This window comes from Anaeromassilibacillus senegalensis, assembly GCF_001261775.1.
Taxonomy (GTDB): Bacteria; Bacillota; Clostridia; order Oscillospirales; family Acutalibacteraceae; genus Anaeromassilibacillus; species Anaeromassilibacillus senegalensis.
Map to the genome: position 1 here is coordinate 165,483 of NZ_LN868537.1, position 24,884 is coordinate 190,366.

25 protein-coding genes are annotated in these 24,884 nt (G+C 52.7%); 21 read left to right on the forward strand and 4 right to left on the reverse strand.

The window, feature by feature from the left end:
* The first annotated feature begins 3 nt into the window (after positions 1-3).
* The 15 genes from hemZ to BN2106_RS06470 all read left to right on the forward strand — a co-directional run bounded on the left by hemZ (position 4) and on the right by BN2106_RS06470 (position 11,954).
* Positions 4-1,548 carry a coproporphyrinogen dehydrogenase HemZ gene (hemZ, locus tag BN2106_RS06400; protein WP_242846264.1) on the forward strand — a complete coding sequence of 515 codons (1,545 nt, stop codon included), beginning with the start codon at positions 4-6 and terminating at the stop codon, positions 1,546-1,548.
* A 1-nt stretch (position 1,549) separates the two neighbouring features.
* Positions 1,550-2,473 (forward strand): uridine kinase family protein, encoded by a 924-nt coding sequence (locus BN2106_RS06405; RefSeq protein WP_195891795.1) that lies wholly within the window; start codon positions 1,550-1,552, stop codon positions 2,471-2,473.
* Between the two features lie 109 nt (positions 2,474-2,582).
* Positions 2,583-2,948: a zinc ribbon domain-containing protein gene (locus tag BN2106_RS06410; RefSeq protein WP_074017449.1), complete on the forward strand. Its 366-nt coding sequence runs from the start codon at positions 2,583-2,585 to the stop codon at positions 2,946-2,948.
* A gap of 169 nt (positions 2,949-3,117) precedes the next feature.
* The gene (locus tag BN2106_RS06415; RefSeq protein WP_050697760.1) at positions 3,118-4,869 is read left to right on the forward strand and encodes a putative polysaccharide biosynthesis protein; all 1,752 of its coding nucleotides are present in this window, start codon (positions 3,118-3,120) and stop codon (positions 4,867-4,869) included.
* A gap of 94 nt (positions 4,870-4,963) precedes the next feature.
* On the forward strand, positions 4,964-5,758 hold the full coding sequence (gene mazG, locus BN2106_RS06420) for a nucleoside triphosphate pyrophosphohydrolase (protein ID WP_050698443.1): 795 nt from the start codon (positions 4,964-4,966) through the stop codon (positions 5,756-5,758).
* A gap of 67 nt (positions 5,759-5,825) precedes the next feature.
* Positions 5,826-6,101, forward strand: coding sequence for an HU family DNA-binding protein (locus BN2106_RS06425; protein WP_050697761.1), 276 nt, complete (start codon positions 5,826-5,828; stop codon positions 6,099-6,101).
* 94 nt (positions 6,102-6,195) lie between these two features.
* Positions 6,196-6,456 carry an RNA-binding S4 domain-containing protein gene (locus tag BN2106_RS06430; protein ID WP_050697762.1) on the forward strand — a complete coding sequence of 87 codons (261 nt, stop codon included), beginning with the start codon at positions 6,196-6,198 and terminating at the stop codon, positions 6,454-6,456.
* 104 nt (positions 6,457-6,560) lie between these two features.
* Positions 6,561-6,845: a sporulation protein YabP gene (yabP, locus tag BN2106_RS06435; RefSeq protein WP_050697763.1), complete on the forward strand. Its 285-nt coding sequence runs from the start codon at positions 6,561-6,563 to the stop codon at positions 6,843-6,845.
* A gap of 16 nt (positions 6,846-6,861) precedes the next feature.
* Positions 6,862-7,425, forward strand: coding sequence for a spore cortex biosynthesis protein YabQ (gene yabQ, locus BN2106_RS06440; RefSeq protein ID WP_050697764.1), 564 nt, complete (start codon positions 6,862-6,864; stop codon positions 7,423-7,425).
* The gene (locus tag BN2106_RS06445) at positions 7,412-7,714 is read left to right on the forward strand and encodes an FtsB family cell division protein (protein ID WP_050697765.1); all 303 of its coding nucleotides are present in this window, start codon (positions 7,412-7,414) and stop codon (positions 7,712-7,714) included. Before yabQ ends, BN2106_RS06445 begins: the two co-directional genes overlap by 14 nt.
* Before the next feature lie 48 nt (positions 7,715-7,762).
* Complete coding sequence (locus tag BN2106_RS06450; RefSeq protein WP_050697766.1) at positions 7,763-8,212, forward strand: S1 RNA-binding domain-containing protein; 450 nt, start codon at positions 7,763-7,765, stop codon at positions 8,210-8,212.
* Between the two features lie 83 nt (positions 8,213-8,295).
* Positions 8,296-9,471 (forward strand): amidohydrolase, encoded by a 1,176-nt coding sequence (locus BN2106_RS06455; RefSeq protein WP_050697767.1) that lies wholly within the window; start codon positions 8,296-8,298, stop codon positions 9,469-9,471.
* Positions 9,468-10,307: a fumarate hydratase gene (locus tag BN2106_RS06460; RefSeq protein WP_050697768.1), complete on the forward strand. Its 840-nt coding sequence runs from the start codon at positions 9,468-9,470 to the stop codon at positions 10,305-10,307. The genes BN2106_RS06455 and BN2106_RS06460 overlap by 4 nt, the downstream gene beginning before the upstream one ends.
* 208 nt (positions 10,308-10,515) lie before the next feature.
* Positions 10,516-11,070: a ribosome hibernation-promoting factor, HPF/YfiA family gene (gene hpf, locus BN2106_RS06465; RefSeq protein ID WP_050697769.1), complete on the forward strand. Its 555-nt coding sequence runs from the start codon at positions 10,516-10,518 to the stop codon at positions 11,068-11,070.
* A 128-nt stretch (positions 11,071-11,198) separates the two neighbouring features.
* Positions 11,199-11,954: an exodeoxyribonuclease III gene (locus BN2106_RS06470; protein ID WP_050697770.1), complete on the forward strand. Its 756-nt coding sequence runs from the start codon at positions 11,199-11,201 to the stop codon at positions 11,952-11,954.
* 138 nt (positions 11,955-12,092) lie between these two features.
* Here the strand turns inward: BN2106_RS06470 and BN2106_RS06475 are convergent, their stop codons facing one another.
* Positions 12,093-12,638, reverse strand: coding sequence for a DUF1836 domain-containing protein (locus BN2106_RS06475; protein WP_050697771.1), 546 nt, complete (start codon positions 12,636-12,638; stop codon positions 12,093-12,095).
* A gap of 27 nt (positions 12,639-12,665) precedes the next feature.
* Positions 12,666-13,508, reverse strand: coding sequence for an AraC family transcriptional regulator (locus tag BN2106_RS06480; RefSeq protein ID WP_050697772.1), 843 nt, complete (start codon positions 13,506-13,508; stop codon positions 12,666-12,668).
* A 231-nt stretch (positions 13,509-13,739) separates the two neighbouring features.
* Between BN2106_RS06480 and BN2106_RS06485 the strand changes: the two genes are divergently transcribed.
* The 6 genes from BN2106_RS06485 (at position 13,740) to BN2106_RS06510 (ending at position 23,738) form a co-directional block, all read left to right on the forward strand.
* The gene (locus BN2106_RS06485; protein WP_050697773.1) at positions 13,740-14,114 is read left to right on the forward strand and encodes an OadG family transporter subunit; all 375 of its coding nucleotides are present in this window, start codon (positions 13,740-13,742) and stop codon (positions 14,112-14,114) included.
* Positions 14,115-14,207: 93 nt separating this feature from the next.
* Positions 14,208-15,377 (forward strand): sodium ion-translocating decarboxylase subunit beta, encoded by a 1,170-nt coding sequence (locus BN2106_RS06490; protein WP_242846265.1) that lies wholly within the window; start codon positions 14,208-14,210, stop codon positions 15,375-15,377.
* Between the two features lie 114 nt (positions 15,378-15,491).
* A complete protein-coding gene (locus BN2106_RS06495) occupies positions 15,492-17,885 on the forward strand; it encodes an ATP-dependent helicase (protein WP_050697775.1) in 2,394 nt (797 codons plus the stop codon).
* Positions 17,886-17,900: 15 nt separating this feature from the next.
* The gene (locus BN2106_RS06500) at positions 17,901-19,259 is read left to right on the forward strand and encodes an MATE family efflux transporter (protein ID WP_050697776.1); all 1,359 of its coding nucleotides are present in this window, start codon (positions 17,901-17,903) and stop codon (positions 19,257-19,259) included.
* A gap of 259 nt (positions 19,260-19,518) precedes the next feature.
* Positions 19,519-22,878, forward strand: coding sequence for an alpha-amylase family glycosyl hydrolase (locus BN2106_RS06505; RefSeq protein ID WP_050697777.1), 3,360 nt, complete (start codon positions 19,519-19,521; stop codon positions 22,876-22,878).
* A gap of 179 nt (positions 22,879-23,057) precedes the next feature.
* Positions 23,058-23,738, forward strand: coding sequence for a Crp/Fnr family transcriptional regulator (locus BN2106_RS06510; RefSeq protein ID WP_050697778.1), 681 nt, complete (start codon positions 23,058-23,060; stop codon positions 23,736-23,738).
* On the opposite strand, the gene trxA is transcribed toward BN2106_RS06510, so the two are convergent.
* Positions 23,735-24,049, reverse strand: coding sequence for a thioredoxin (gene trxA, locus BN2106_RS06515; RefSeq protein WP_050697779.1), 315 nt, complete (start codon positions 24,047-24,049; stop codon positions 23,735-23,737). The two genes, BN2106_RS06510 and trxA, sit on opposite strands and share 4 nt — an antisense overlap.
* A gap of 127 nt (positions 24,050-24,176) precedes the next feature.
* Positions 24,177-24,857 (reverse strand): precorrin-2 C(20)-methyltransferase, encoded by a 681-nt coding sequence (gene cobI / locus BN2106_RS06520; RefSeq protein WP_050697780.1) that lies wholly within the window; start codon positions 24,855-24,857, stop codon positions 24,177-24,179.
* Positions 24,858-24,884 lie beyond the last annotated feature (27 nt).

The window sequence follows — 24,884 nt, forward strand, 5'->3', positions numbered from 1 at the left end:
GGTATGGAAGAGAAAACGCAAGAGACGTTCGGCACACAGGTGCTGCAATTGCGCATAGAGGGGCATCCCTTTCACTATGAGATGGAAAACCTGTGCCGCCTTTTCTTTCCCTATCATAAAATGGAAGTGTTTACCGGGGAGGAACCGTCAGAGCCGGCTGGACTGTGTGTGGATACAAAATTGCGGCGGCTGGCAGATGGGGTTCAGATCTGGGTGCGGTTTTCAATGGACGGCGATACTTCCATAGCGGAGGAGTTTGTTCCGGGTGATGCCTCGGAAAAAGAGCTGGAACGCCGCATGGCGGTCGTACTTTATGGGTTGCTTACCGGGGTCTGCGGGTTTACACCAAAGTGGGGAATCCTTACGGGTGTGCGGCCCATCAAGCTGATGCGCCGCCTGTGCGAGGAATCCGGGGAGGTGGAAGCGGAGCGCTATTTTCGGGAGGACCTGCTGGTTAGCCCGGAAAAAACAGAGCTGAGCCTGATCACAATGCGCAACGAACAGAAAATTCTGTCGCTGTCCCGTCCGGAATCATTCAGCCTGTATGTATCCATCCCGTTTTGTCCCACACGCTGTTCGTATTGCTCGTTTGTGTCCACCACGGTGGAGCGTGCGGTCAAGCTGATGCCGGACTATCTGCCGCTGCTGTGCCGGGAGCTGGCGGTTACCGCGCAGATCGCAAAGGACCTGAACCTGCGCTTGGAATCGGTCTATATCGGCGGCGGAACGCCCACCACGCTTTCCGCAGAACAGCTGGCGGTATTAATCGATACGATTACAGAACAGTTTGATATGAGCACCTGCCGGGAGTTTACAGTGGAAGCCGGCCGGCCCGACACCATCACGGCGGAAAAGCTGCAGGCGATGCGGCCGCGCGGCGTGACGCGCATCAGCATCAATCCGCAGACGCTGAATGACCACGTGCTGGAAACCATTGGGCGGCGCCATACGGCGGCCCAGACGCTAGAAGCGTTTGACCTGGCGCGGCGTTTCGGCTACGACGATATCAACATGGACCTGATCGTCGGCCTGCCGGAGGATACGCTCGAAAGTTTTCAGAATACGCTGGATCAAATTATGGAGCTGGATCCGGAGAGTGTGACCATACATACCCTAGCCTTGAAGCGTTCGGCGCGGTTGAATCAGGAAGAAAACGCGCTGTTTACCCGGGATGCGGAGCTGGCGGCCCGCATGCTGGAGGACGGGGACGCAAAGCTGCTGCGCGCGGGGTATGCGCCGTATTATCTTTACCGGCAGAGCCGTATGGTGGGCAATCTGGAGAATACCGGGTGGGCAAAGCCCGGTAAAGAAAGCCTGTACAACGTCTATATCATGGATGAAACGCATACGATACTGGCATGCGGGGCAGGCGCTGTCACCAAGGTCCGCGACCCGTATTCAGACCGCCTGAAACGGATTTTTAACTTTAAATACCCATATGAATATAATAGCAGATATGAGGAAATGCTTACTAGAAAAGAGCAGGTGAAGGCCATCTATGAGGAATATTCTCAATTTAGGACATCATTATTTTCAGGTGGAAAATGAATTGGAGCAGATAAACTACCGCGCCGCGCACTGCGCGCCGGAGTTTATCGCCCAGACGGAAATGGCTTTTCACAGGCACATTCAGTCGATCGCGCAGAGAATCGCCGGTATGGAGCAGCCCTGTAAGGTTATGATGCTGGCCGGGCCTTCCAGCAGCGGAAAAACCACCACGGCGCATATCCTGCTGGATGCGCTGCGGGAGTGCGGCATTCGTTCCCAGGTGATTTCTCTCGATAATTTTTATAAAGGGGAGCGGCAGGCGCCCCTTCTGGAAAACGGCCAGCACGACTATGAGTCGGTGGAGGCGCTGAACGTGCCGCTGCTGGAACAGTGCCTGCTGGATCTGATGGAGACGGACGCATGCGACATGCCGGTATTTGACTTTGAAAAACGCATGCCCTCCCCGTTTACCCGGCGGGTTCAGTTGAGCCCCCGGGAGATGGTCGTGGTTGAAGGCATTCATGCGCTCAATCCGGCGATCAGCCAGCATTTGCCGGAGGAGGGCGTCCTCAAAGCATATATCAGCGTCAAGCAGGGCGTGGACGAACAGGGGGAACCGCTGCTCACGGCGAACCAGCTGCGCCTGATCCGCCGTTTGGTGCGGGACTATCATTTTCGCAACAATCCTCTGGAGCGCACGCTGGACATGTGGGAAACCGTCATGGCAGGCGAATATAAATATATCAAACCCTATCGTGGAGAAGCGGATGTCACAATTAATTCCCTGCATTGCTATGAACCGTGTGTCATGCGGGAGGAAGCGATTCCGCTGCTTCACACAGTCAGCCAGGAGAGCGTGTGCGGCGCTCTGGCGTGGGAGCTGGCGGACCGGTTGGAGCGCTTTGTGCCGATCCCGCAGGAACTGGTTCCGGAGAGTTCCCTGCTGCGGGAGTTCATCGGCGGCGGCCTGTACGGTGAATCGTGAACATATTGAAAATACTTTTTGAACAAATGAGTTTCCGTTCTGTAATGCTTGAATCCGTCAAATATTGGTGTTATAATTTAACAAATAAAACAAAAAGGAGTGTGTGTGGATGGGACTTTTTGAAGATGTTGTAGTGAACGCGAAAACAGCAGTGAATGTCGTTGGCAAAAAAGCGGGACAGATGGTCGATATTTCCAAGCTCAGGATCAACGCGGCTGATTTGAATAATGAAATTTCCAAACGGTTCGAGGCACTGGGCAGGGTAATTTACGATGCCAAAAAGACAGAAAACGATTCGGCGGAGCTGGTCAACGAGTGTGTGGCGGCGATCGACGAGCTGTATGAGCAGCTGGACGCGGTAAACGAGCAGATTTCCTCGCTCCGCTGCAGGGTGGTCTGCAAACAATGCGGAGAAGAAAATTCGGCTGAGGCCTGCTATTGCAGCAAGTGCGGAAATAAGCTGGACCAGGAATAAGAAAAACGGCAAAGGAGGGGACGGTCTGTGCCCCTCCTTTTTCTGTGCGTGTTTTAAGCCCGGTCCGCGCATGCTGGTCTATTTTTTTGCAGATTGCCGTATAATACAAAAGGACGAACGGTTTGGAAATGGATATTACATAGGAAAATGACAGAACGGAAGTGTTGCAATGGGAAAAAGGGCTGGACATACGACGAAACAGAGCTTTTTGCACGGCGCTTTGATTCTTTTGGTCGCCATCGCGATTGTAAAGGTGATTGGCGCACTGTTCAAAATTCCGTTGAATCTGATCATCACGCCGGTTGGCATGGGGTATTTCACCACGGCGTATAATCTGTATAATCCTATTTTCAGCCTGGCGACCGCCGGTTTTCCCATCGCCATCGCGCGGCTGGTTTCCGAGAGCTACGCACGGGGCCGGTTTCGTGACATCCGGCAGATCCACAAAGTGTCAATCCCCATTTTTCTCACCCTGGGTGCGCTGGCGTTTTGCCTGATGTTCTTCGGCGCAAAGCCCTACGTGGCTTACGCCACGGACAGCGGGGATATGAACGCGCTTCCCGCCATCTATGTGCTGGCGCCCGCGATCATTTTCAGCAGTATGGTGGCGATCTACCGCGGTTATTATGAAGGGCTGCGCAACATGTACCCAACGGCTCTCTCCGAAGTGGTAGAGGCTGTTTTTAAGCTACTATTGGGCCTTTCCGCCGCTTATTATGTGATCTGCAAGGGGCTGGAGGAATTTGCTGCCTCCGGTACCGTATACGGCGCTGCGATGCCGTCTGAAGAGTATGCGAAGGCCGCAACGCTGCCCTATGCGGCAGCGGGTGCGATTTTGGGCGTCACGGTGGGCGCGCTGTTCAGCTTTTTCTTCCTCTGGATCTATCACAAGCGCAACGGGGACGGCATCACGCAGGAGATGCTGCTTGGTTCCCCGCGGCCCCACCCGATGAAACAGACGATCAGCCGGATGATCCGCACGGCAATTCCGGTGGCACTGGGCGCGCTGGCGGTCAACCTTTCCAGCCTGGTGGACACCACATTCGTACAGCGGCGCCTGCGGGATATCATGTCGCTTAATCCCGACGTGCTGCTGAACCTGTACAATGGACTGCTCAGTGACGTGGTGATTCAGACAGACCGTGTGCCGACGTTCCTGTTCGGCTGCTATGGCAATGCAACCACCCTGTTCATGCTGATTCCCGCGATTACGCAGGCGTTCGGTGTTTCCGCGCTGCCCAGCGTCACCACGGCCTGGACGACGGGGGACCCGAAAAAGATCAAATACAGCATCGAATCCGTGCTGCGCGTGGTGGCGCTGATCACCATCCCGGCGGGACTGGGCCTTTCCGTGCTCTCCGGGCCGATCACGCGTCTGCTGGGCTATAACTCCATTACAGGAAGCATCCTGGTGCTTTTGGGATTGGGCGCAATCTTTGCGGCGACCAACACACCGATCAACAGCATGCTGCAGGCGGTCGGGCGCGTGGATATCCCCATCAAGCTTCTGTCCGTCGGACTGGTCATCAAGGTGGCGTTAAACTATTACCTGGTGGGTATTCCGGAGATCAACGTGATGGGCGCGGGGATTGGTACGCTTGCCTGCTATCTGTTCCTCACCATCTTTGCGCTGTTCTTCCTGTGCCGGGAAACCAAGGTCAAACTGAACCTGTTTGCGCTTTTCGTCAAGCCATCTTTATCCGGCGGCGTCTGTGTGGCGGCGGCTTATTTTGTACAAAAATTTGCGGCGCAGCTGATCGGTCAGGACAAAATTGCGACGCTGCTTGCCCTCGTGTCCGCAGTGGTAATTTATGCCATTTGCATGCTGTGGTTGAAAGCGCTGGATAAAAGCGATATACTGATGTTGCCCAAGGGACAAAAAATTGCGAAAATACTTGAAAATCATGGGTGGATAAGGTAATATAAAAGCTGTTCCATTTTTTGCGGGAATTAGAAATTTCAGGAAGCTGAAGGTGCGCCGTGTATTTTGGCGCTGGAAACAGAGGTGCAAAATCTTGGATTTTCAAAGAAAAGAAACCTATGATATCGACGATCTTCTGCAGATCATGAAGCTGCTCCGCGCCCCCGGGGGCTGTCCGTGGGACAGGGAGCAGACGCATAAAAGTATCCGCAATTGCTTAATCGAGGAGACTTACGAAGCGGTGGAGGCTATTGACGGCGACGACCCGGTGCTTTTGCAGGAAGAGCTCGGCGACGTTCTCCTGCAAGTGGTATTCCACGCGGAGCTGGAGGAGGAAGCGGGCCGGTTTGCCTTTGCAGATGTGGTGGACGGCATTGCGAAGAAGATGGTGCAGCGCCATCCGCATGTGTTCGGCACGGTCGTTGTCAACGGCACGGAAGACGTGCTGACCAACTGGGACGCGATCAAAAAGAAAACAAAGGACCAGAAGACGCAGACAGAGGTGCTGCAGAGCATCAGCAAGGCGCTGCCTGCTCTGATGCGCAGCCAGAAGGTTCAGCAAAAGGCGGCGAAGGTCGGTTTTGACTGGCCGGACGTCTCTGGTGCGTTGGACAAAGTGGCGGAGGAAACCACGGAATTGCGGGAGGCAATCCAGGACGGCGCACAGGAAAGCTGTACTGAAGAGCTGGGCGACCTGCTGTTTTCCGTCGTCAATGTGTCCCGCTTTATCGGCGTCAATCCGGAGCAATCCCTGAGCGAGGCCTGCGAAAAATTCATCGCCCGTTTTGCCAAAGTGGAACAACTGGCAAAAGAACGCGGTATGGATATGGCGTCCGCTGGGATTGACGCATTGGACAAGCTTTGGAATGAAGCAAAAATAATGAAATAATTCTCGGCTTTTTTCATCATACTATGAGAAAGCTGATGAATAATAAAAAAACGGAGGTTAATTCTTCATGAACAAAACAGAATTGATTACCGCTGTTGCGGAAAAAACCGGTATGTCTAAAAAGGATGCGGACAGCGCGGTAAATGCAGTTATTGATACGATCATTGAAGCGGTTGCCAATGAGGAAAAAGTACAGATTGTCGGCTTTGGTACCTTTGAGGTGCGCGCGCGCAGCGAGCGCCAGGGCCGTGACCCGCGTACCAATTCCCCGATCACCATTCCGGCTTCCAAGGTTCCGGCTTTTAAGGCCGGCAAGGCTTTCAAGGACGCCATGGTGAAATAAGGTTTGCCAAGTGCTATTGGGGCTGCAATGATCCGGAGCCATTCCGGGCTGTTGCGCCCTTTTTGTTTTGTGAGAGAAGAAAAGGAGAATCGCTATGAGACTGGATAAATACCTGAAGGTTTCCCGCATTATCAAACGCCGCACCGTTGCCAACGAGGCCTGCGACGCCGGACGCGTGCTGGTCAATGGCAAGCCGGCGCGCGCTTCCTATGATGTCAAGGAAGGAGATATTCTGGAACTGCAGCTCGGCCCGCGCAGCGTCAAGGCGGAGGTGTTGACCGTGGTGGAATACGTCAGAAAAGAGAATGCGGGAGAAATGTACCGTATTCTGTCCGACGAAGCCGCCAAAGCGTAACAGCGCCGCATAAGCGAACCGATCCCCGCATAGGTATGAGACAAGAGCTGTTCCAGCGTTGCCGGGCAGCATTGATTACCAAAAAGCAGTGGGAGGAGTTCAGCATGACAGAGGAAAAAAAGACCGTGGGCAAAGTGCCCCACAGTGTCATATTGGAAAATCGAAAGAATTTTACCGCGACCGGCGTTTCCAATGTGGACAGCTTTGATGAACAGACCATTGTGGCGTATACGGATTTGGGCGAACTGATTGTCAAGGGCAGAAATCTGCATATCAACAAGTTGAATATCGAAACGGGAGAACTCACCCTGGATGGCGAGATTGCAAGCCTTTCCTATGCCGAGCCGCAGAGCACCGGAGGCGGACTCTTTTCCAAGCTGTTCAAATGATAGGGAGTGAAGCCTCGTGGAATTGTCGCTTGCGGTTCAAATGCAGGGGTTTCTGCTCGCCATTGGGGCGGGCTTTGCCCTGGCGATCCTGTACGATGTTTTAAAAATTACCCGGACGATGCTGCGCAGTACGCCTTCCCATGTGTTTTGGGGCGATATCGTTTTTATGACCGTGGCGGCGATCGTCACGTTTCTGTTGTCCCTTGCCGCCTGCATGGGGGAAGTGCGGTTTTATATCCTTGCGGGAGAAGGGATCGGATTTTGCGTCTATTTTCTCACCGTTGGCCTGATCAGCATCCGTATTTTTCGCTTTATCCGTAAGGTGCTGGATATTTGCCTGTTCCATCCGCTGAAAAAGATCGGCGGTGCAATTGGGCGCTGGATTGGAAAGAAAGTTGCCAAGGCAGCGGACAAAGTAAAAAAAAGCCGGGCAAAGCGCAAAAACCGCTTGAAACAACGTAAGGATATAGTGTATAATGGTTCCAAGAAATCCAAAAAGAAGCAGAAGAAACAAAAGCTTCAGAAGGAACAAAAAAAGCGGTCAAAGAGGAGGGCGGATCCAAAGCATGAAGGTCATTAAAACGAAAAAGCAGCGGGGAAGCTTTCTTTTGCGCATTGCAATCTTGTCCTTTGCCGTCTATATCGTATTTGCTCTGGTGAATCAGCAGGTGCAGATCAGCGAGAGAAGCCAGGAGCTGGCGGAACTCCAGGAGCAGATTCGAATTCAGGAGATCAAAAACGACGATATCAAACATTCGCTGGAAGCCGGCGATGAGGAAAACAGCGAGTACATTGAACGCGTGGCTCGCGAAGACCTCAATTATGCACGGCCGGGAGAGCGCGTGTTTGTCAATATCGCAGGGGATTAAACCCGCGGAGCAGGAAACAGCTTTGCTTAAGGAGGAAAACACTTACATATGCAGCTTGAGGTAGGGGCCGTTCTGGAAGGAAAGGTTACAGGGATTACCAATTTTGGCGCGTTTGTAGAATTGCCGGGAGGCAAGACCGGCATGGTCCACATTTCGGAGATTGCGCCGACTTTTGTCAAGGAGATCCGCGATTATGTCACGGAGAACCAGGTGGTTAAAGTAAAAGTGATGAGCATCAGTGAGGAAGGCAAAGTCAGTCTTTCAATCAAAAAGGCTGTTGCACCGCCGCCTCCCAGAAGTTCTGCTCCTGTACAGCGTCCTGCGCGGCCGGGAAATTACGAATGGCAGGGTCGGAAAAGTGAACCGGCCAGTTTTGAAGATATGATGTCCAGGTTTAAACAGACCAGCGACGAAAAAATGTCTGATTTAAAGCGCTGTATGGATTCCAAACGCGGCGGGTATTCCCGTCACGGCGGCGGGTCCGGACAGCAAAAATAATGAAAAAAATGAGCGGAGTGCATGCACTCCGCTTTTTTGCAGATTCTATACTTGTGTTAAGTTAAATTGACAGGAGGAAGCGTATGCTGATTATCAATGCATTTTTGCATACTATGACAGGCCAAAATATTGAAAATGGATATCTGCGTGCCGAAGACGGCGTGATCCGGGAGATGGGACCAATGCCGGTGAAGCCCGGTGAAGAGGAGACCGTATATGATGCGCAGGGAGCGGGGCTGTATCCCGGATTTATCGATGCGCATACCCACCTCGGCATGTGGGAGGACGGGCTTACCTTTGAAGGGGACGACGGCAATGAGGAGACAGATCCGGTTACGCCGCAGATGCGGGCGATCGACGCCATCAATCCGGTGGACCGTTGTTTCCGCGAAGCGCTGGCTGCGGGTATCACCACTGTGGTCACAGGCCCGGGCAGTGCGAATGCGATTGGCGGACAAATGGCGGCAATCAAAACATATGGCTGCTGTATTGACCAGATGATTATCAAAGCGCCGGTCGCGATCAAAATGGCGCTGGGAGAAAATCCAAAGACCGTTTACCACGGTAAAAACCAGGCTCCCTGTACCCGCATGTGTACGGCAGCGCTGATTCGCGAACAGCTCTATAAAGCGAAGCGCTATATGGAAGAGAAGGAACGCGCAGAGCAGGATGAAGAGTTTGACCTGCCGGAATACGACATGAAATGTGAGGCGCTTTTACCGGCCCTGCGGCGGGAGACAGAGGTGCATTTCCATGCGCACCGCGCCGACGATATCTTTACGGCGGTGCGGATCGCGAAAGAGTTCCAGTTGGATTACGTAGTCATTCACGGCACCGAAGGGCATCTGGTGGCGGGCGCGCTGCGGGAGGAAGGCGCGCGTGTGCTGTCCGGTCCGTTCCTCTGCGACCGCAGCAAGCCGGAGCTGCGCAACCTGACGCCGGAAACGCCCGGTGTGCTGGCGGGAAATGATGTGCCGACCGCGATCATCACGGACCATCCAGTGATTCCGATTCAATACCTGCCCCTTTGTGCGGGACTCGCTGTTCGGGAAGGCATGCAGCATGAAGATGCCCTGCGCGCCATCACGGTTAATCCAGCTAAAATTTGCGGGATTGACGGCCGCGTCGGTACGCTGGAGGTTGGCAAGGATGCAGATATGGTTTTGTTTGACGCGGATCCGCTGACAGTTGCGGCTAAGCCCAAAATGGTATTCGCCCGCGGGGAACGGGTACAGATGGAAAGGATGGAACGGCCATGAGAGAGATACAGGCAGAACAGATTGTCAACGCGGTAAAACAGCTTTGTATTGACGCAAACCGTGTGCTGCCGCAGGACCTGGAGTCCTGCATTCATCGGGCGGCGGAACAGGAAATATCTCCCTTGGGGAAGTCCATCCTCTGCGATCTGTGCAGCAATATGGACGCGGCAAGAGAACTGCAAATTCCGGTCTGCCAGGATACCGGCATGGCGGTCGTCTTTGCGGAGGTGGGGCAGGAAGTCCACATCGACGGCAATTTTGAAGAAGCCGTCAACGAGGGCGTGCGCCGGGGCTATCTCGACGGCCTGCTGCGCTGCTCCGTCGTGGCGGACCCGGTCCGCCGCGGAAATACGGGGGACAACACGCCCGCCATTTTGCATACGCGTCTGGTCGCGGGGGACAAGCTGTCCCTGACCGTTGCGCCAAAGGGCTTTGGCAGCGAAAATATGAGCCGGATCAAAATGTTTACGCCGTCCGCAACAATTGACGACATCATCGGCTTTGTCGTGGAGACCGCGCAGGTGGCGGGAAGCAATCCCTGCCCGCCAATGGTGCTGGGGGTTGGAATTGGCGGCGATTTCGAGAAGTGTGCACAGCTGGCCAAAGAGGCGCTCTGCCGCCCGGTGTCCGAGCCGAATGGGGATCCGTTTTACGCGGAGCTGGAGGAAAAAATGCTGGAAGCAGTCAATGCGCTGCAAATCGGGCCGCAGGGATTCGGCGGGAAAACGACGGCGCTCAGCGTACATATTGCACAGTTCCCAACCCATATTGCGGGGCTTCCGGTCGCGGTCAATGTGGGATGTCATGTTACACGTCATAAAAATATTACAATTTAGTCGCAAAAAGCTTTCTTTTATTTAGCAACTATGTTATATTATAGGTAATGGGAGATCTCATCACGGACAGGCGTCCGGAAGATTCCTTTTTCGCCAGTCTGTGAAAGACAAGCTGCCAGATATTACAACGTTGTGCGTCCGAACACGACGGGGACGCCAGGGTGGTTTTGCTGTGACGGGTGCGCAAACGGAAGAAGGAGATGTTATTATGAAGATTACCATTACCGGAAGAAAGGTTACTTTAAGGGACAATTTCAAGGAGCTTGCAACAAAAAAGCTTTCCCGTTTTGAACGAATCTTTGACGAAGATGCAGATGCAAATGTGGTGGTAACTCTTGAGAAAAACCGTCAGACGGTTGAAATAACAATTAAACAGCGCGGCATGATTTATCGCGCGGAGTCCACGGCGATGGAAATGAACGACGCGCTGGATCAGGTGATGAGCGCCTTGGGCAGGCAGATCCGCAAGAATAAGACCAAGTTGGAAAAGAAAATCCACTCCGGTGCGATCGACCAGTATCTCGGCGATATTGTGGAAGAGGAACCCGTGGCGGAGCCGGCTGTGGATGCTGACGAGGAATACCACATTGTACGTGTGAAGCATTTCTTTGTAAAGCCGCTCAGTGTGGAAGAAGCGATCCTGCAGATGAACATGCTGGGCCATCAGTTCTTCATGTTCCGCAACGAGACGAACGGGGAAATCAATGTGGTTTATAAGCGCAAGAACGGCGACTACGGTCTTCTGGAGCCGGACGCGGAATAAACGATTTAAAAATGAACGGGCGCGCTGCAACGATTTTTGGTTGCAGCGCGCTTTTTTGTGGTACAATAGCTTCGTGAAACTTGCACTTGCGGTGCAAGGAGTTCCAAATGAGAGAGAGGTAAGATACATTGAAACTGATTTCCTGGAATGTCAATGGGCTTCGCGCCTGCTTGAATAAAGGCTTTATGGATTTTTTTAATCAGATTGACGCGGATGTCGTCTGTTTGCAGGAGACGAAGATGCAGCCCGGGCAGGTGGAGCTCGATTTGCCCGGATACCGGCAATACTGGCACTCCGCCATTAAGAAGGGGTACTCCGGCACCGCTGTTTTTTCCCGCGTGGAGCCGCTGCAGGTTCAATATGGGATTGGCGTGGAAGAACATGAGGGGGAGGGCCGTGTGATCACACTGGAGTTCCCGGACTGGTACCTGGTTACGGTCTACACCCCAAACGCACAGCGGGAGCTGGCCCGAATCGACTACCGCATGAGCTGGGAGGACGCGTTCCGCGCGTATCTGAAGGAGCTGGATGCAAAGAAGCCGGTGATTGTCTGTGGAGATATGAACGTTGCGCATCAGGAAATTGACCTGAAAAATCCCAAAACCAACCGGGGAAACGCGGGGTTCTCCGACCAGGAGCGGGAAAAGATGACGGAGCTGTTGGAAAGCGGTTTTACGGATACCTTCCGTTTCCTGCATCCGGATGCAGTTGGAGCCTATACCTGGTGGAGCTATATGTTCCATGCGCGGGAGAAAAATGCGGGGTGGCGCATCGACTATTTTCTGATTTCCGACCGTCTGCGGGACAAACTGCAAGCCAGTGAAATCCACCCGGAGGTGATGGGAAGCGATCACTGTCCGGTGGAGCTGCAAATTGGGCTGTAATTGGCGGACATTGTGTGCTCCTGTTTCTAAAATAAAAAGCGCCGGGATTGTTTTTATCAATCCCGGCGCTTGCATGTTTGTCTGTCGTTTTGCTGTTACAGGTGAACCAAAGAGTGCGCAGAAACTAATAAAACACACCTACTTTTTATTCTCTTTGCGGGTGGCCGACAATTCGCTGAGGATTCGTTCAGAAGCGGTCCTGCGCGCATTTGCTTCGATGGACAATTCAATTGCCAGACGGGAAAGAGCGGCTTCTCCCTCGGGGATGGCCTCGTCCACCCGTTTACATACATTTTGCAGCGCGGCTGTCTGTGCGGCGCAAAAGCGGTCGTACATGTTTGCGTTGCTCTCTGTGGAAAGCAAATCTTTCATCAGCATGTCGATATCCGGAATGGAAAGAACCTGTTTCAGCAGGCAAATGACCGTCAGCATGGCAAGGTGTTCCCTGGAATACTTTTTTTGCTCCGGGCGCGGCAAAACGCCATCCTTGACGTAGTTGTTGATCATACTGGAAGTAATCAGGCTGGAAGCGTCAGACCGCTCAAACGGTGCAAGCTGTTTGTTCATATAAGTCAGCACCTGGTCCATATAGAGATAGATTTCCGGCAGGCGGTTCCATTCCACCGGCGTGTATTGCTCCGTCTCCCTGGTCCATGCGCGTATTTTATCAACTGCCTCGCTCATAAAAGCTCCTTTCAATATAAGACGCGGTCAGAGACGCGCGTGATTTTTTTGATTGAGATAGCGGCTGGGCGGCACGCCCATATGCCGTTTAAAGACCCGCGAGAAGTACAGCTGGTCTGAAAAACCGGTGGAATACGCGACTTCTCCCACGGAAAGATTGCCCGCTTTGAGCAGCGCCGCCGCCTTGTTAATGCGGTAACGCATCAGGTATTCGTTCGGCGGCATGGAGAGATGCTGCATAAAAATGCGGTACAGATGACTGCGGCTGATACCCGCGCTTGCCGCAACGTCCTCAATGTCAATATCGCGGGAATAATTGTAGTCAATAAATTTAATGGCTTTCTGCACATATTCATAGCCGGTTGTATGCTGCGCGGAGATGCTTCCCAAACGGTCGATCAGTTCCCCAAGGAAATAGAACAGACCGCCCAGCATGCGCGCTTCGTTGGCGGGGGAAGAGCCGGAAACATTGCAGATATCGGTCAGAAGGCCTTCCAATTTCCCGTCGTGTTCGCAATGGAATACAGGCGCGTCCTCACTCAGCCCGGTTTGTTCAATTAACCGCTTTGCGTCGCTGCCGTTAAAGCCGACCCAGCAATATTCCCAGGGCTCCTGTTCATCGGCGGAGTAGGAGGCAACGCAGGAGGGCAACACCAGAAAGCCGTCCCCTACAGAAAGTTGGTGAACGTTTCCCTTTGAAGAAAAAACACCCTTTCCGGAGACGATATAATGGATGAGGTAATGGTCGCGAATGGCAGGTCCCCAACTGTGTCCGGCGGCGCACCGCTGCACGCCGCAGCTGTAAACAGCAAGCCCCAGATTATTATGGTAAGGGACTTTAAAGGAGCGCCGGAACTCTTCATTCGTCATATTTAACTCCTCCCAAAAGTGCAGATACCAAGCAACTCTATTATAATTCGTCCCGGCCGGTTATGCAATTCCCCTGCGGTAATTAATGAAAAAGAAAACGTATTTTATACGAAAAATTCATTGAAATTGATCTTGTTATCGGTTATAATATGAATTGTTGTTTATTTAACTACTTGGCAGGCCCATAGATCGCAGCACTCTAGAATCTTTAGGAAGAATGGGGTATATCAAATGGATCCACAAAACGAAGTTTTACTCTCGCTCACAGTCTTACTCACAGGTCTGGTCGTTGTCTTTGCCATGCTGGTTTTCCTGACCATCATCATCAAGGCGTATGGCGGCGCGATTCACAGCATGATGAAGAAAAAGGCCAGTAACAAGACGCAGGCCGAAGAAAAACCGGCCCCTGCCGCGGCGCCCGCACCAAAGCCGGCGATTGCAGTGGAGGAAGGTATTTCCGGCGAAGTGGTGGCAGCCATTGCCGCCGCCGTCTATATGACATACGGTTCCGCCGCTCCGGCGATCCGTTCCGTCAAGCGTGCCGCCTCCAATCCGCGCTCCATCTGGGGAGAAGCTGGAAGGCTGGAAAATACACGCCCCTTCTAAACCGGGAACCGATTATCCGCATATGCGCGACTCCGCTGTGGACAGGCTGTGCTTCTCCATGGCAATATGAAAAAGAAAGGGCTGACATTTTCAGTGCAGATCATCAATGAGTTTTTGAATTCCGTTGTAGACATTTTCCAGACCTCTGGATTTGCGAGCAACGACTGGCGCAATTACATAATGATTGCGATTGCATGCGTACTGTTCTATCTGGCGATTAAAAAGGAGTTTGAACCGCTTCTCCTTTTGCCGATCGCGTTTGGTATGCTGATGGTAAACCTTTATCCGGCGATCATGGCCGCACCGACCGATACGGCAAACGGCGGCTTGTTCTATTACCTGTATCAGGGCGTTAAACTGGGTATTTATCCGCCTCTGATCTTCCTGGGGATCGGTGCAATGACGGACTTTGGCCCGCTGATTGCAAACCCCAAAAGCTTCCTGCTTGGTGCTGCGGCCCAGGTCGGTATCTTTATTACGTTTATTGGCGCTATTTTTATTGGAAACCTCAATATTCCCAACCTTGCCTTTACAGCGCAGCAGGCGGGTTCCATTGCCATCATCGGCGGTGCGGACGGCCCGACGGCAATTTATGTGACCTCCAAGCTGGCGCCGGAGTTGTTGGGACCGATTGCGGTTGCGGCGTATTCGTATATGGCGTTGGTGCCGATTATTCAGCCGCCGATTATGAAGGCGCTTACCACTAAGAAAGAGCGTATGATTGTGATGGAGCAGTTGCGCCCGGTTTCCAAGCTGGAAAAGCTTCTGTTCCCGATCATTGTTACGATTATTATTTCCCTGCTGCTCCCGGACGCGGCCCCGCTGGTCGGCATGCTGATGCTGGGCAACCTGATGCGTGAGAGCGGCGTGGTAGGACGTATCGCCAACACGGCGCAGAATGAACTGATGAATATTATTACGATCTTCTTGGGCGTTACGGTCGGTGCAACCGCAACGGGAACCGTGTTCCTCAGCCCGCAGACCATCGGTATCATCATTCTTGGCTTGCTGGCATTCTGCTTCGGTACAGCAGGCGGCGTTCTGTTTGGCAAGCTGATGTGCTTTATTACCCATGGCAAGGTTAACCCGCTGATCGGTTCCGCAGGTGTTTCCGCCGTACCGATGGCGGCACGTGTCAGCCAGAAGGTCGGTCAGGAGGAGAACCCGAGCAACTTCCTGTTGATGCATGCGATGGGCCCGAACGTGGCGGGCGTGATCGGCTCCGCTGTTGCGGCCGGTGTCCTGATCAGTATTCTCGGTTAATAATCTTTTGGTTGCAGCAACTGAATAGTAGAAGAGACAATACCCGCACACTATCTAGCGTGCGGGTATTTAATTGATGGAATTGTTTTGACGATGTGGTGAGGAGCGAAAACGATGAATGAAATGAGAGCAAACGAGATCCTCAAACTGAGAAAAAAAGTGATGGAGAAAGAGTTCTCCCGCATGAACGACCGCCAAAAGGAGGCGGTGTTCCATACGGATGGCCCGTTGCTGATCCTGGCGGGCGCGGGAAGCGGAAAGACAACTGTGCTGGTCAACCGGATTGCTAATTTGATCCGCTGGGGCGGCGCATATCACAGCACAGCGGTACCGGAAGATTTCTCGGAGGAGGAATTCGCCGCGCTGCATGCTTCCGCGGAATCAGGCGCGCCCCTTTCCGGGGAAATACGCCGCAGATTGGCATCCTATCCCTGCCGCCCGTGGCAGGTTTTGGCGATTACCTTTACGAATAAGGCGGCGGGCGAGCTGAAAAATCGCCTGATTGCCATGCTGGGAGAGGATGGCGGCGATATCTGGGCGTCCACATTCCATTCAACTTGCGCAAGAATGCTGCGCAAGGATGGAGAGCGGATCGGGTACACCAGCCACTTTACCATCTATGACACGGACGATTCACGCCGGCTGATGAAGGAGTGTCAGAAGGCATTGAGCATCGACGACAAGATTCTTTCTCATAAGACAATCCTGTCCTCGATCTCGCATGCAAAAGACAGCCTGATTTTACCGGAAGAATATGCCAGACAGGCAGGAAACGATAATCGTCTGGTGATGATCGCACAGGCATACCAGCTCTATCAGAAACGCCTGAAAGAGGCCGATGCGATGGACTTTGACGACCTGATTTGCAACACGGTGCGCCTGTTCCAGGAATGTCCCGAGGTTTTGGAATATTACCAGGAAAAGTTCCGCTATATCATGGTGGACGAGTACCAGGATACCAACCATGCACAGTATTTGTTTGTCAAATTGCTGGCAGAAAAGCGGCAGAATATTTGTGTGGTCGGCGATGATGACCAGAGCATTTATAAATTCCGCGGCGCAACCATTGAAAATATCATGAGTTTTGAGCAGACGTTCCCCCGCGCAAAGGTGATTCGGCTGGAACAAAACTACCGTTCCACACAGAACATTCTGAACGCGGCAAATGCGGTGATCGCCAACAACACGGAGAGAAAAGGCAAGACGTTGTGGACCGACAATCCGGAGGGAAAAAAGATCGGCGTACATACGTCCTTCAGCGAACAGGACGAGGCCGACTATATCGGAAAAAAGATTCTGGAGGGCGTCGCCGGCGGCCGCAAATATGCCGATTATGCGATTCTTTACCGCATGAACTCTCAGTCCAATATTTTGGAAAAGGTTTTTGTAAAGTCCGGTATTCCGTACCGCATCATTGGCGGCCTGCGATTCTATGAGCGCAAAGAAATCCGGGATATGATCGCCTATTTGAGCGTGATTAACAATCCGTCGGATGAAATCCGCCTGCGTCGGATCATCAACCAGCCCAAGCGTTCCATTGGCGATAAGACAATTGCACAGGCGACGGAAATTGCCAACACAGTGGGGGAAGACCTGTTCAGTGTCATCTGCCATGCGGACGAATATGAGCCGCTCAAGCGGACGTCGCCCAAACTGCTCCAGTTTGCGGAGATCATGCAGTCCTTGATCGAGGCTGCGAACGATGAGACAGTGAGCCTGAATGAACTGTATCATATGATCCTGACGAAGACGAATTACATTGAGGCGCTGCAGGCGGCGGAAAACGACGACGCGCAGGACCGCATTGACAATATCAACGAATTGGCCTCCAATATCATCAAATACGCGGAGGACAACGGGGAGGAAGCGAGCCTTTCCGGCTTCCTGGAGGAAGTCGCGTTGATGACGGATATTGACAACTTTGACGCGACGGCGGATTCCGTTGTGATGATGACCATGCATTCCGCGAAGGGGCTGGAATTCCCGGTCGTTTTCCTGCCGGGCTTTGAAGAGGGGATCTTCCCGGGCCTGCAGGCCATTTACAATCCGAACGAGATTGAAGAAGAGCGCCGCCTGGCGTATGTTGCGATTACCCGCGCGCGGGAAGAGCTGAACGTACTCAATGCGGAAAGCCGTATGATCTTCGGCAGCACATCCCGCAACAAATCGTCCCGCTTTATAGAGGAAATCCCCAGTGAACTGATTGACTACAGCCGTTCCAGAGAATGGAAGAAGCCGAAGCCCGGCGTTGTTCTGCCGACCTCCTCATTTGAGGCCCGGACCATTTCTGCCAATGCGGCCCGTCACTTCGGCCCGTCCAGCCTGGAACAGGGCCATGCACCCGTAGAACCGCTCCGCGTAGGGGATCAGGTTTCCCACAAGACGTTTGGAGAAGGTTCCATATTGTCGGCAACGCCGATGGGGAACGATACCCTGCTGGAAATAGCCTTTGACAAAGTTGGCACAAAGAAACTGATGGCAAATTTTGCGAGATTGACACGACTTTAAGAGAAGAGGAGATCCATGGAAGAAACAACAAAGCTGCGGCAAAACAAAATGGGAACCGCGCCGGTTTTCCCTTTGATCCTGTCCATGTCCCTGCCTGCGATGTTCTCTATGCTGGTGCAGGCATTATACAATGTTGTGGACAGCTATTTCGTCGCCAAGATCAGCGAAAACGCTTTGACGGCGGTTTCGCTTGCATTTCCCATTCAGAACCTGCTGATTGCGGTCGGCGTGGGTACAGCGGTGGGAATTAACTCCCTGATTTCACGGCGCCTGGGAGAAAACCGGCGTGCGGACGCGGACAGCGCAGCCACGCACGGCATTGTGCTGGGGGTTTTTAACTGGGTTTTGTTTGCGATTTTTGGCCTGTTCTGCTCCCGTCTGTTTTTTACCGCGTTTACCGGTACACAGGAAGTCATTGAGATGGGTCAGCAGTACATGAGCATTGTCTGCATTTTTTCTTTCGGTATTTTTGTGGAAGTCAATATCGAGAAGACGCTGCAGGCGACAGGTAATATGATCTGGCCGATGGTTTTTCAGCTGATCGGTGCGGTAACCAATATCATTCTGGACCCGATCTTTATTTTTGGCATGTTCGGCATGCCGAAGATGGGGGTGGCCGGTGCGGCGATTGCAACCGTGGCCGGGCAGATTCTGGCAATGGTCGTTTCCATTGTGGTCATTTTTATCAAGGAGCATGAGGTAACGATTCATTTCCGCGGGTTCCATATGGATTGGAGCACCGTTAAAAATATTTATTCGGTTGGATTTCCGGCCATTATCATGCAGTCGATCGGTTCTGTGATGGTCATGGGAATGAATGCGATTCTGATCGCTTTTACAGAGACGGCGGTCGCGTTTTTCGGTGTATACTTTAAATTGCAGTCCTTTGTATTCATGCCGGTGTTTGGTTTGACGCAGGGCATCATGCCGATCATCGGATTCAACTACGGCGCGCGCAAAAAGAGCCGCCTGATGTCCACGATACGCATCGGGTCCATTATTGCACTGGTCATTATGGGATGCGGTATGCTGCTCTTCTGGGCTGTTCCGGGACAGCTCCTGATGATCTTTAATGCGTCGCAGAACATGCTGGAAATCGGTGTGCCGGCGCTGCGGACGATCAGTCTATGCTTTATGCCGGCGGCAATGGGCATCCTGTTCTCCACCGTCTTCCAGGCGGTGGGACGCGGCGTCAGCAGCCTGATTATTTCGGTCCTGCGCCAACTCGTGGTGTTGCTTCCGGCGGCGTTTCTGCTGTCTCAGATTGGATTGCGGCCCATCTGGTATGCGTTTCCGATTGCAGAAATCGCCTCCCTGCTGGCGAGTATCTTTCTGTTTACAAGATTGTACCGGAACACTTTGAAAACTTTATAAAGCAATTGGTACCCCTAACAGGCCTGTGGTAATCCACAGGCCTGTTTTTTATATGGATAACAACCGGAAAAATCAATATGAATCGCTATTTTTTGATATTTACCCTCTAAAATTTAACGCTTATAATGAAATTGTCAGATAACAAAAGAACCCAGTTGATTTAACGTCTTCTTTTGCTGTCAAGCTGGAATAAAAATGGAAGAGAGGTGAACCCATAGCACATCCGTAGAGCGTATCAAGAATAAGGAGGAGTTTTTAAATGTCAAAAGCAGGTAAAAAATGGATTGCTTTGTTATTGGCAGCCATAATGGTGACCTCTGCCGGAACGGCCGGAATGGCGGCCCGGGTGCAGAACGGAGCAGACGTAGGAATCAGCGCTTCCCAGGAGGCGGTAACCGTTACATTTGACGCACAGGGAGGAATGGCGTTTTCTCCGATTGAGACAACGCGGGGCAGTACCATATTGCTTCCGGAAAATCCCTCAAAGCCCGGCTATGCCTTTAAGGGATGGTATACAGAGCCGGACGGAGAAGGCGCGCTGTTCTACATTGACACGCCGGTTGAGCAGGACATGACGGTCTATGCGTACTGGGCGGAAATCCCAACGGGAATCATTGACGAGCAGCCATCCGACACGTATTATGAAATCTTTGTACGCGCCTTTTGCGATTCCGACGGCGACGGGATCGGGGACTTCAATGGCCTTGCCAGCAAAATGGACTATTTGCAAGACCTTGGAATCACCGGTATCTGGCTGATGCCGGTCACGGAATCCGGCAGCTACCACGGATACGATACGGTAGATTATTATGATGTGGAGCAGGACTACGGTACGATGGAAGACTTTGAAAACATGCTGGATGCGGCGCATGAGCATGGAATTCGGGTCATTATGGACCTGGTGGTCAACCATTCCAGCCGGAACAATCCCTGGTTTGTGGATGCGATTACCAATCCGGAAACCAGCCCGTACCGCGATTATTATAAGATTGAAAAAAGTACGGATTATGACGAGGACAAGGACAACAACGCAACGGACGACGCGCATTCCGGCAATAAGCGCTTATGGCAAAAATCCAATCTTGCGCCGGGTTACCGCTATCTGGGATTGTTTGGTGGCGGCATGCCGGACCTGAACTACGACAATCCCGCGGTACACGATGAGATGATTCGCGCCGGCCAGTTCTGGCTGGAGAAGGGTGTGGATGGCTTCCGACTGGACGCGGCGCGCCACATCTACGGCGACTATCTGGATACGATGTACACTCCGGAGATTGCAGACAAGAACGCCGCCTGGTGGAAGGACTTCCGCACGGGCATGGAAGAAGTCAATCCGGAGGTGTTCCTGGTCGGCGAGGTTTGGGAGCAGAATACGGATCGCATGGTGCCGTTTGTGCAGGACGGCGCACTGGAGAGCACCTTTGATTTCAGCCTGGCGAGCGAGCTGCTGGAAACCGCAAAAAATGAGACCAACGGCGGCTTTGTCTCCGAGCTCTGTGAAACCTTTGATAAATTTGGCTTTGCCTCCAACGGCAAATTCATCGACTGTACGTTCCTGACGAACCATGACCAGAACCGCACGATGAGCGTCATGGAAGGGAACAAGGACCACGCGAAAGTGGCGGCGTCTTTGTATCTGACGCTGCCGGGCAACCCCTTTATCTATTACGGGGAAGAAGTCGGACTGGAAGGCATGAAGCCGGACCAGAATATCCGCGAACCCATGCCGTGGTATGAGAGCAACAAAGGCCCCGGCCTGACGGACTGGCTGGAAGGAAAGAATAAATACAGCCTGGGAGGTGAAACCTCCGTGGAGGCGCAGGAAGACGATCCGGCCTCCATCCTTTCCCACTACAAAGAGCTGCTTCGTTGGCGGAAAGAAATTCCGGCGCTGGGCGACGGTGACGTGGCGGCGTACGACTTTGGCAATGAAAGCGTTGCATCCTATATTCGCATGACGAACAACAGCAGCGTTCTGGTGGCGACAAATCTGACGGATGAAGCCGTTACGGTAACGATGAAAGCGGACGATACCTACGGTTCGTTCAGTAAGCTTGTCAAGCAATTGCAGGTGGATACCCGTTCAAAACTGGAGAACGGCAGCCTGACCATCGCACCGTATAGCACCGTAGTGCTTTCCGGCGATGTAAAGCCCTCCCAGTACAGCGTGACCTATAGCAAAAATGTGGAGCTCACGGTCGATGGAGAAGCGCAGAGACTTGCCGACCTGATCGGCCGCTTTACCGCGGACGTAACGGATGAAGAAGTGAAGCTGGCTTTTGCTCCGGCGGTTGAGGGCAGGGAGCTTGCCGCTGTTTCCGTCAACGGAACTGCTATGGAGGTGAAAGATCCGGACGTCTTTACGTATCCGGTGTCTCCGAATGAAGACCGGCACACGATGTTCGCCTTTACGGTTGTGAACAAACAGGTTTTGCGTGTGATGATTAAGGCCGCGGAAGAGGCGATGCGGAAGGTAGACGAAGAGACGATCCTGCCGGCGGTAAAGGAAGCGATGGAAAAAGCGCTTGTAAACGCGGCTGCAGTAGAAGAAAGCCTGACGTCTACCCAGGAAGAGATCGACGAAGCATGGAGTACGCTCCTGAAGGCGCTGCACTGTATCGACTTTGTAAAGGGCGACAAGAGCCAGTTGAACTATCGGATTGATGTTGCGGAGCAGATGGACCTGAACGACTATACAACTCTGTATGTAGAGGAATTCCGCATTGCCTTGATAGACGCTAAAAAAGTGGCGGCGGATGAAAACGCCATGGATGATGAGATTACCGAGGCGGCCGACAGGTTGGAACAGGCAATGCTGGCCCTGGTCCACCGTGCGGACATTTCCTATCTGGAATTTATGATCTCCACGGCGAAGGGACTGGATCTGGACGCCTATCTGGACGACGGAAAAGCAGAGCTGGCGGAAGTGCTCGCGGCGGCGGAGCAGCTGGCGGACGACCGGGACGCTGTTCAAAGCGATGTAAACGACGCTGTGGACGCTCTTGCGGAAGCACTGTTAAATTTGCGCAAGGCGGCAAATAAAGACGCGTTGAAAGGCACCATCCGTACAGCGGAGTCAATCGACCTGAGCGGATACACGGCAAAGAGTGTTGCAAGGCTTCAGGAAGCGCTGGGGAATGCAAAAGCCGCGGAAGGCGACAATACCCTTGGTGAAGAGGATCAGCCGTTTGTGGACGCTCGCACAGAGGAATTGCAGGAAGCGATCGACGGTTTGGAAAAGGAAAACAAGACGCACAACAGTTCCGGCGGCGGCTCCGGCAAAAAATCCAGACCATCCGCGGATGCGGTTGCTGCGGTCACAGCGCCTGTGGCTCCTGAGATGAAAGCGCCGTCCGTTGTATCGGATACGACCTTACCGTTCGCAATCAAGCGCGGCAGTGCCTATTGCTTTAAAATGACGGTGAAGGATGGCGGCACCGCCGTCCTGAGCTTTACCGTTGGCAACGGCGCCGTATTAAAGACGCAGTTTGTTACCAGAATCGGAAACGATTTCTATTTCCGTGTATGGGCTGTTGGAGCGCCCGGACAGCAGACCGGTGTGTATACCACTCTGCCGGGCCAGGCGCCGCAGCTGCAATGCGTTGTAACAATCAGCTGAGACCTTAATTAAGAAACAGCATCTTTTTCCCATAACAAGTGTATTTCATATTCTCAATCAAACTCCTTATATCCCAAAACAGGGCCCGGAAGCATTTTCCGGGCCCTGTTTCTTTTCCTGATTTAGTCTTTTTTATACGATTGTGTTATACTAATAATTAAGAAGAGGAGGGGGATCCGATGGACGCGTTGGATTTGCAGTTTTTATCACAGGCTTTTCCATTCTGGAAGAAGCTTTCCGAAACGGAGAGAAAATTTCTGGCGGCCAATACGCAAAAGGCGGTCTATGCAAAGGGGAAACAGGTGCATGGCGGCCAGGAAAAATGTACCGGTGTGCTGGCGGTCAAAGAGGGCCAGCTCCGCGCCTATCGAATGTCCGAAGAAGGCAAGGAAATCACGCTGTACCGCCTGTTAGACGGCGACGTATGTTTCCTGTCTGCCTCCTGCATTTTACGGAATATCTCCTTTACCGTATACGTGGAAGCAGAAACGGACGCCGTTTTATTTTTGACCAACGCAGCGGTTTTTGAACAAATGAGCAAAAAGAATCTGGCGGTGGAAACCTTTTTACAGGAGACGATCTCCTCCCGTTTTTCCGATGTCATGTGGGTGATGGAGCAGGTGGTCTTTATGAAATTTGACCGCAGGCTCGCCATATTCCTGCTGGAGCAATCCGCGCTGGAGGCTTCCGATACCATTACGCTGACACATGAGCAGATCGCGCGGCATATGGGAAGTGCCAGGGAGGTGGTTACCCGCATGCTGAAGTATTTTCAAGGGGAAGGGTTGGTTTCCGTTTCCCGAAAAGGCATTACCCTATTAAACCGAAAAGAATTGACGGCGCGTTCTGCGGCGGATTAAAGGGGAAGCATCTGCTTGATCTGGTGTTTGGCTTTCAAGCCGACGGATTGATCCACTACCTTACCGTCCTGCATGACGATCAGTGTGGGAATACTGACAACGCCAAACAGGGAGGCCAGTTCCGGCTGTGCGTCTACATCGATTTTTGCCACTTTGGCGGAATCCTCAAGCTCTTCCGCCAGTTGATCGATCAGCGGGGCAAGCATCCGGCACGGGCCGCACCAGGGAGCCCAGAAGTCAAGCAGGACAGGTGTGGAAGCGTGCAGAACCTCTTGTGTAAAGTTTTCTTTTGTAATATGCATCACAGACATGAGTATGATCTCCTTTATTGTTTGATTTGTTATCAGTATATGGAGAATTTGGAATTTGTTCTGTGATTAAATCACCGGAGATCAAAAACGCCGTGCGGAATGGAATATCCATTGCCGCACGGTGTTTTCATTTTACAATCAGCAGGGTAAAATAGCCAGCCTGTTCGCCTGCGTCTTCTAAAGAAGTGAAGACCTGCTCGTCCTTCATGCCGCAGTTCTGTACCATCATGGTTCTGTCCCAAAGCCCTTTATCCCGCAGTACCTGTTTGACCTGTGCGAATTGCTTTCCGCTTTTCATCAAAATTTTGGTGCCGGAGCATTCCAATTCCGATTCTGTGCATGGGTAAGAAGCCGGAAGAATGCGCAGGGGCTGGTCCGCTTCCGTCAGGCTGACACCGAGCACCGCCGCGGCGGCGCAGAAGGAGGGGACGCCGGGAACGACCTGAACAGAACCGCCGGCGTTTTGCACGCGTTCCTGTAAGTACATGCAGGTAGAATAAATGGAGGGGTCCCCCAAGGTGAGCAGGGCGACGTCCTGCTTTCGTTCCAGAACCGCGAGGAGTTGTTCCGCAGCCCGGTCGTGGCTCTCCCGCAAAAGGACCGGATCCTTCGTCATCGGGAGATGCAGATCGAGGCAGTTTTTTTGAGAAAACTCCGGCACCGCCTGTAAAACGATTTGATATGCGACGCTTTCTGTTCCGCCGGGCGCGGCGGCAACCGGGCAGCTTTGAATCAGGCGCACTGCCTTCCTGGTTAACAGTTCCGGATCTCCGGGGCCAACACCGATACAATATAAAATTCCCGCCATGAATTCCATCCTCCCTTTTATGTTGCA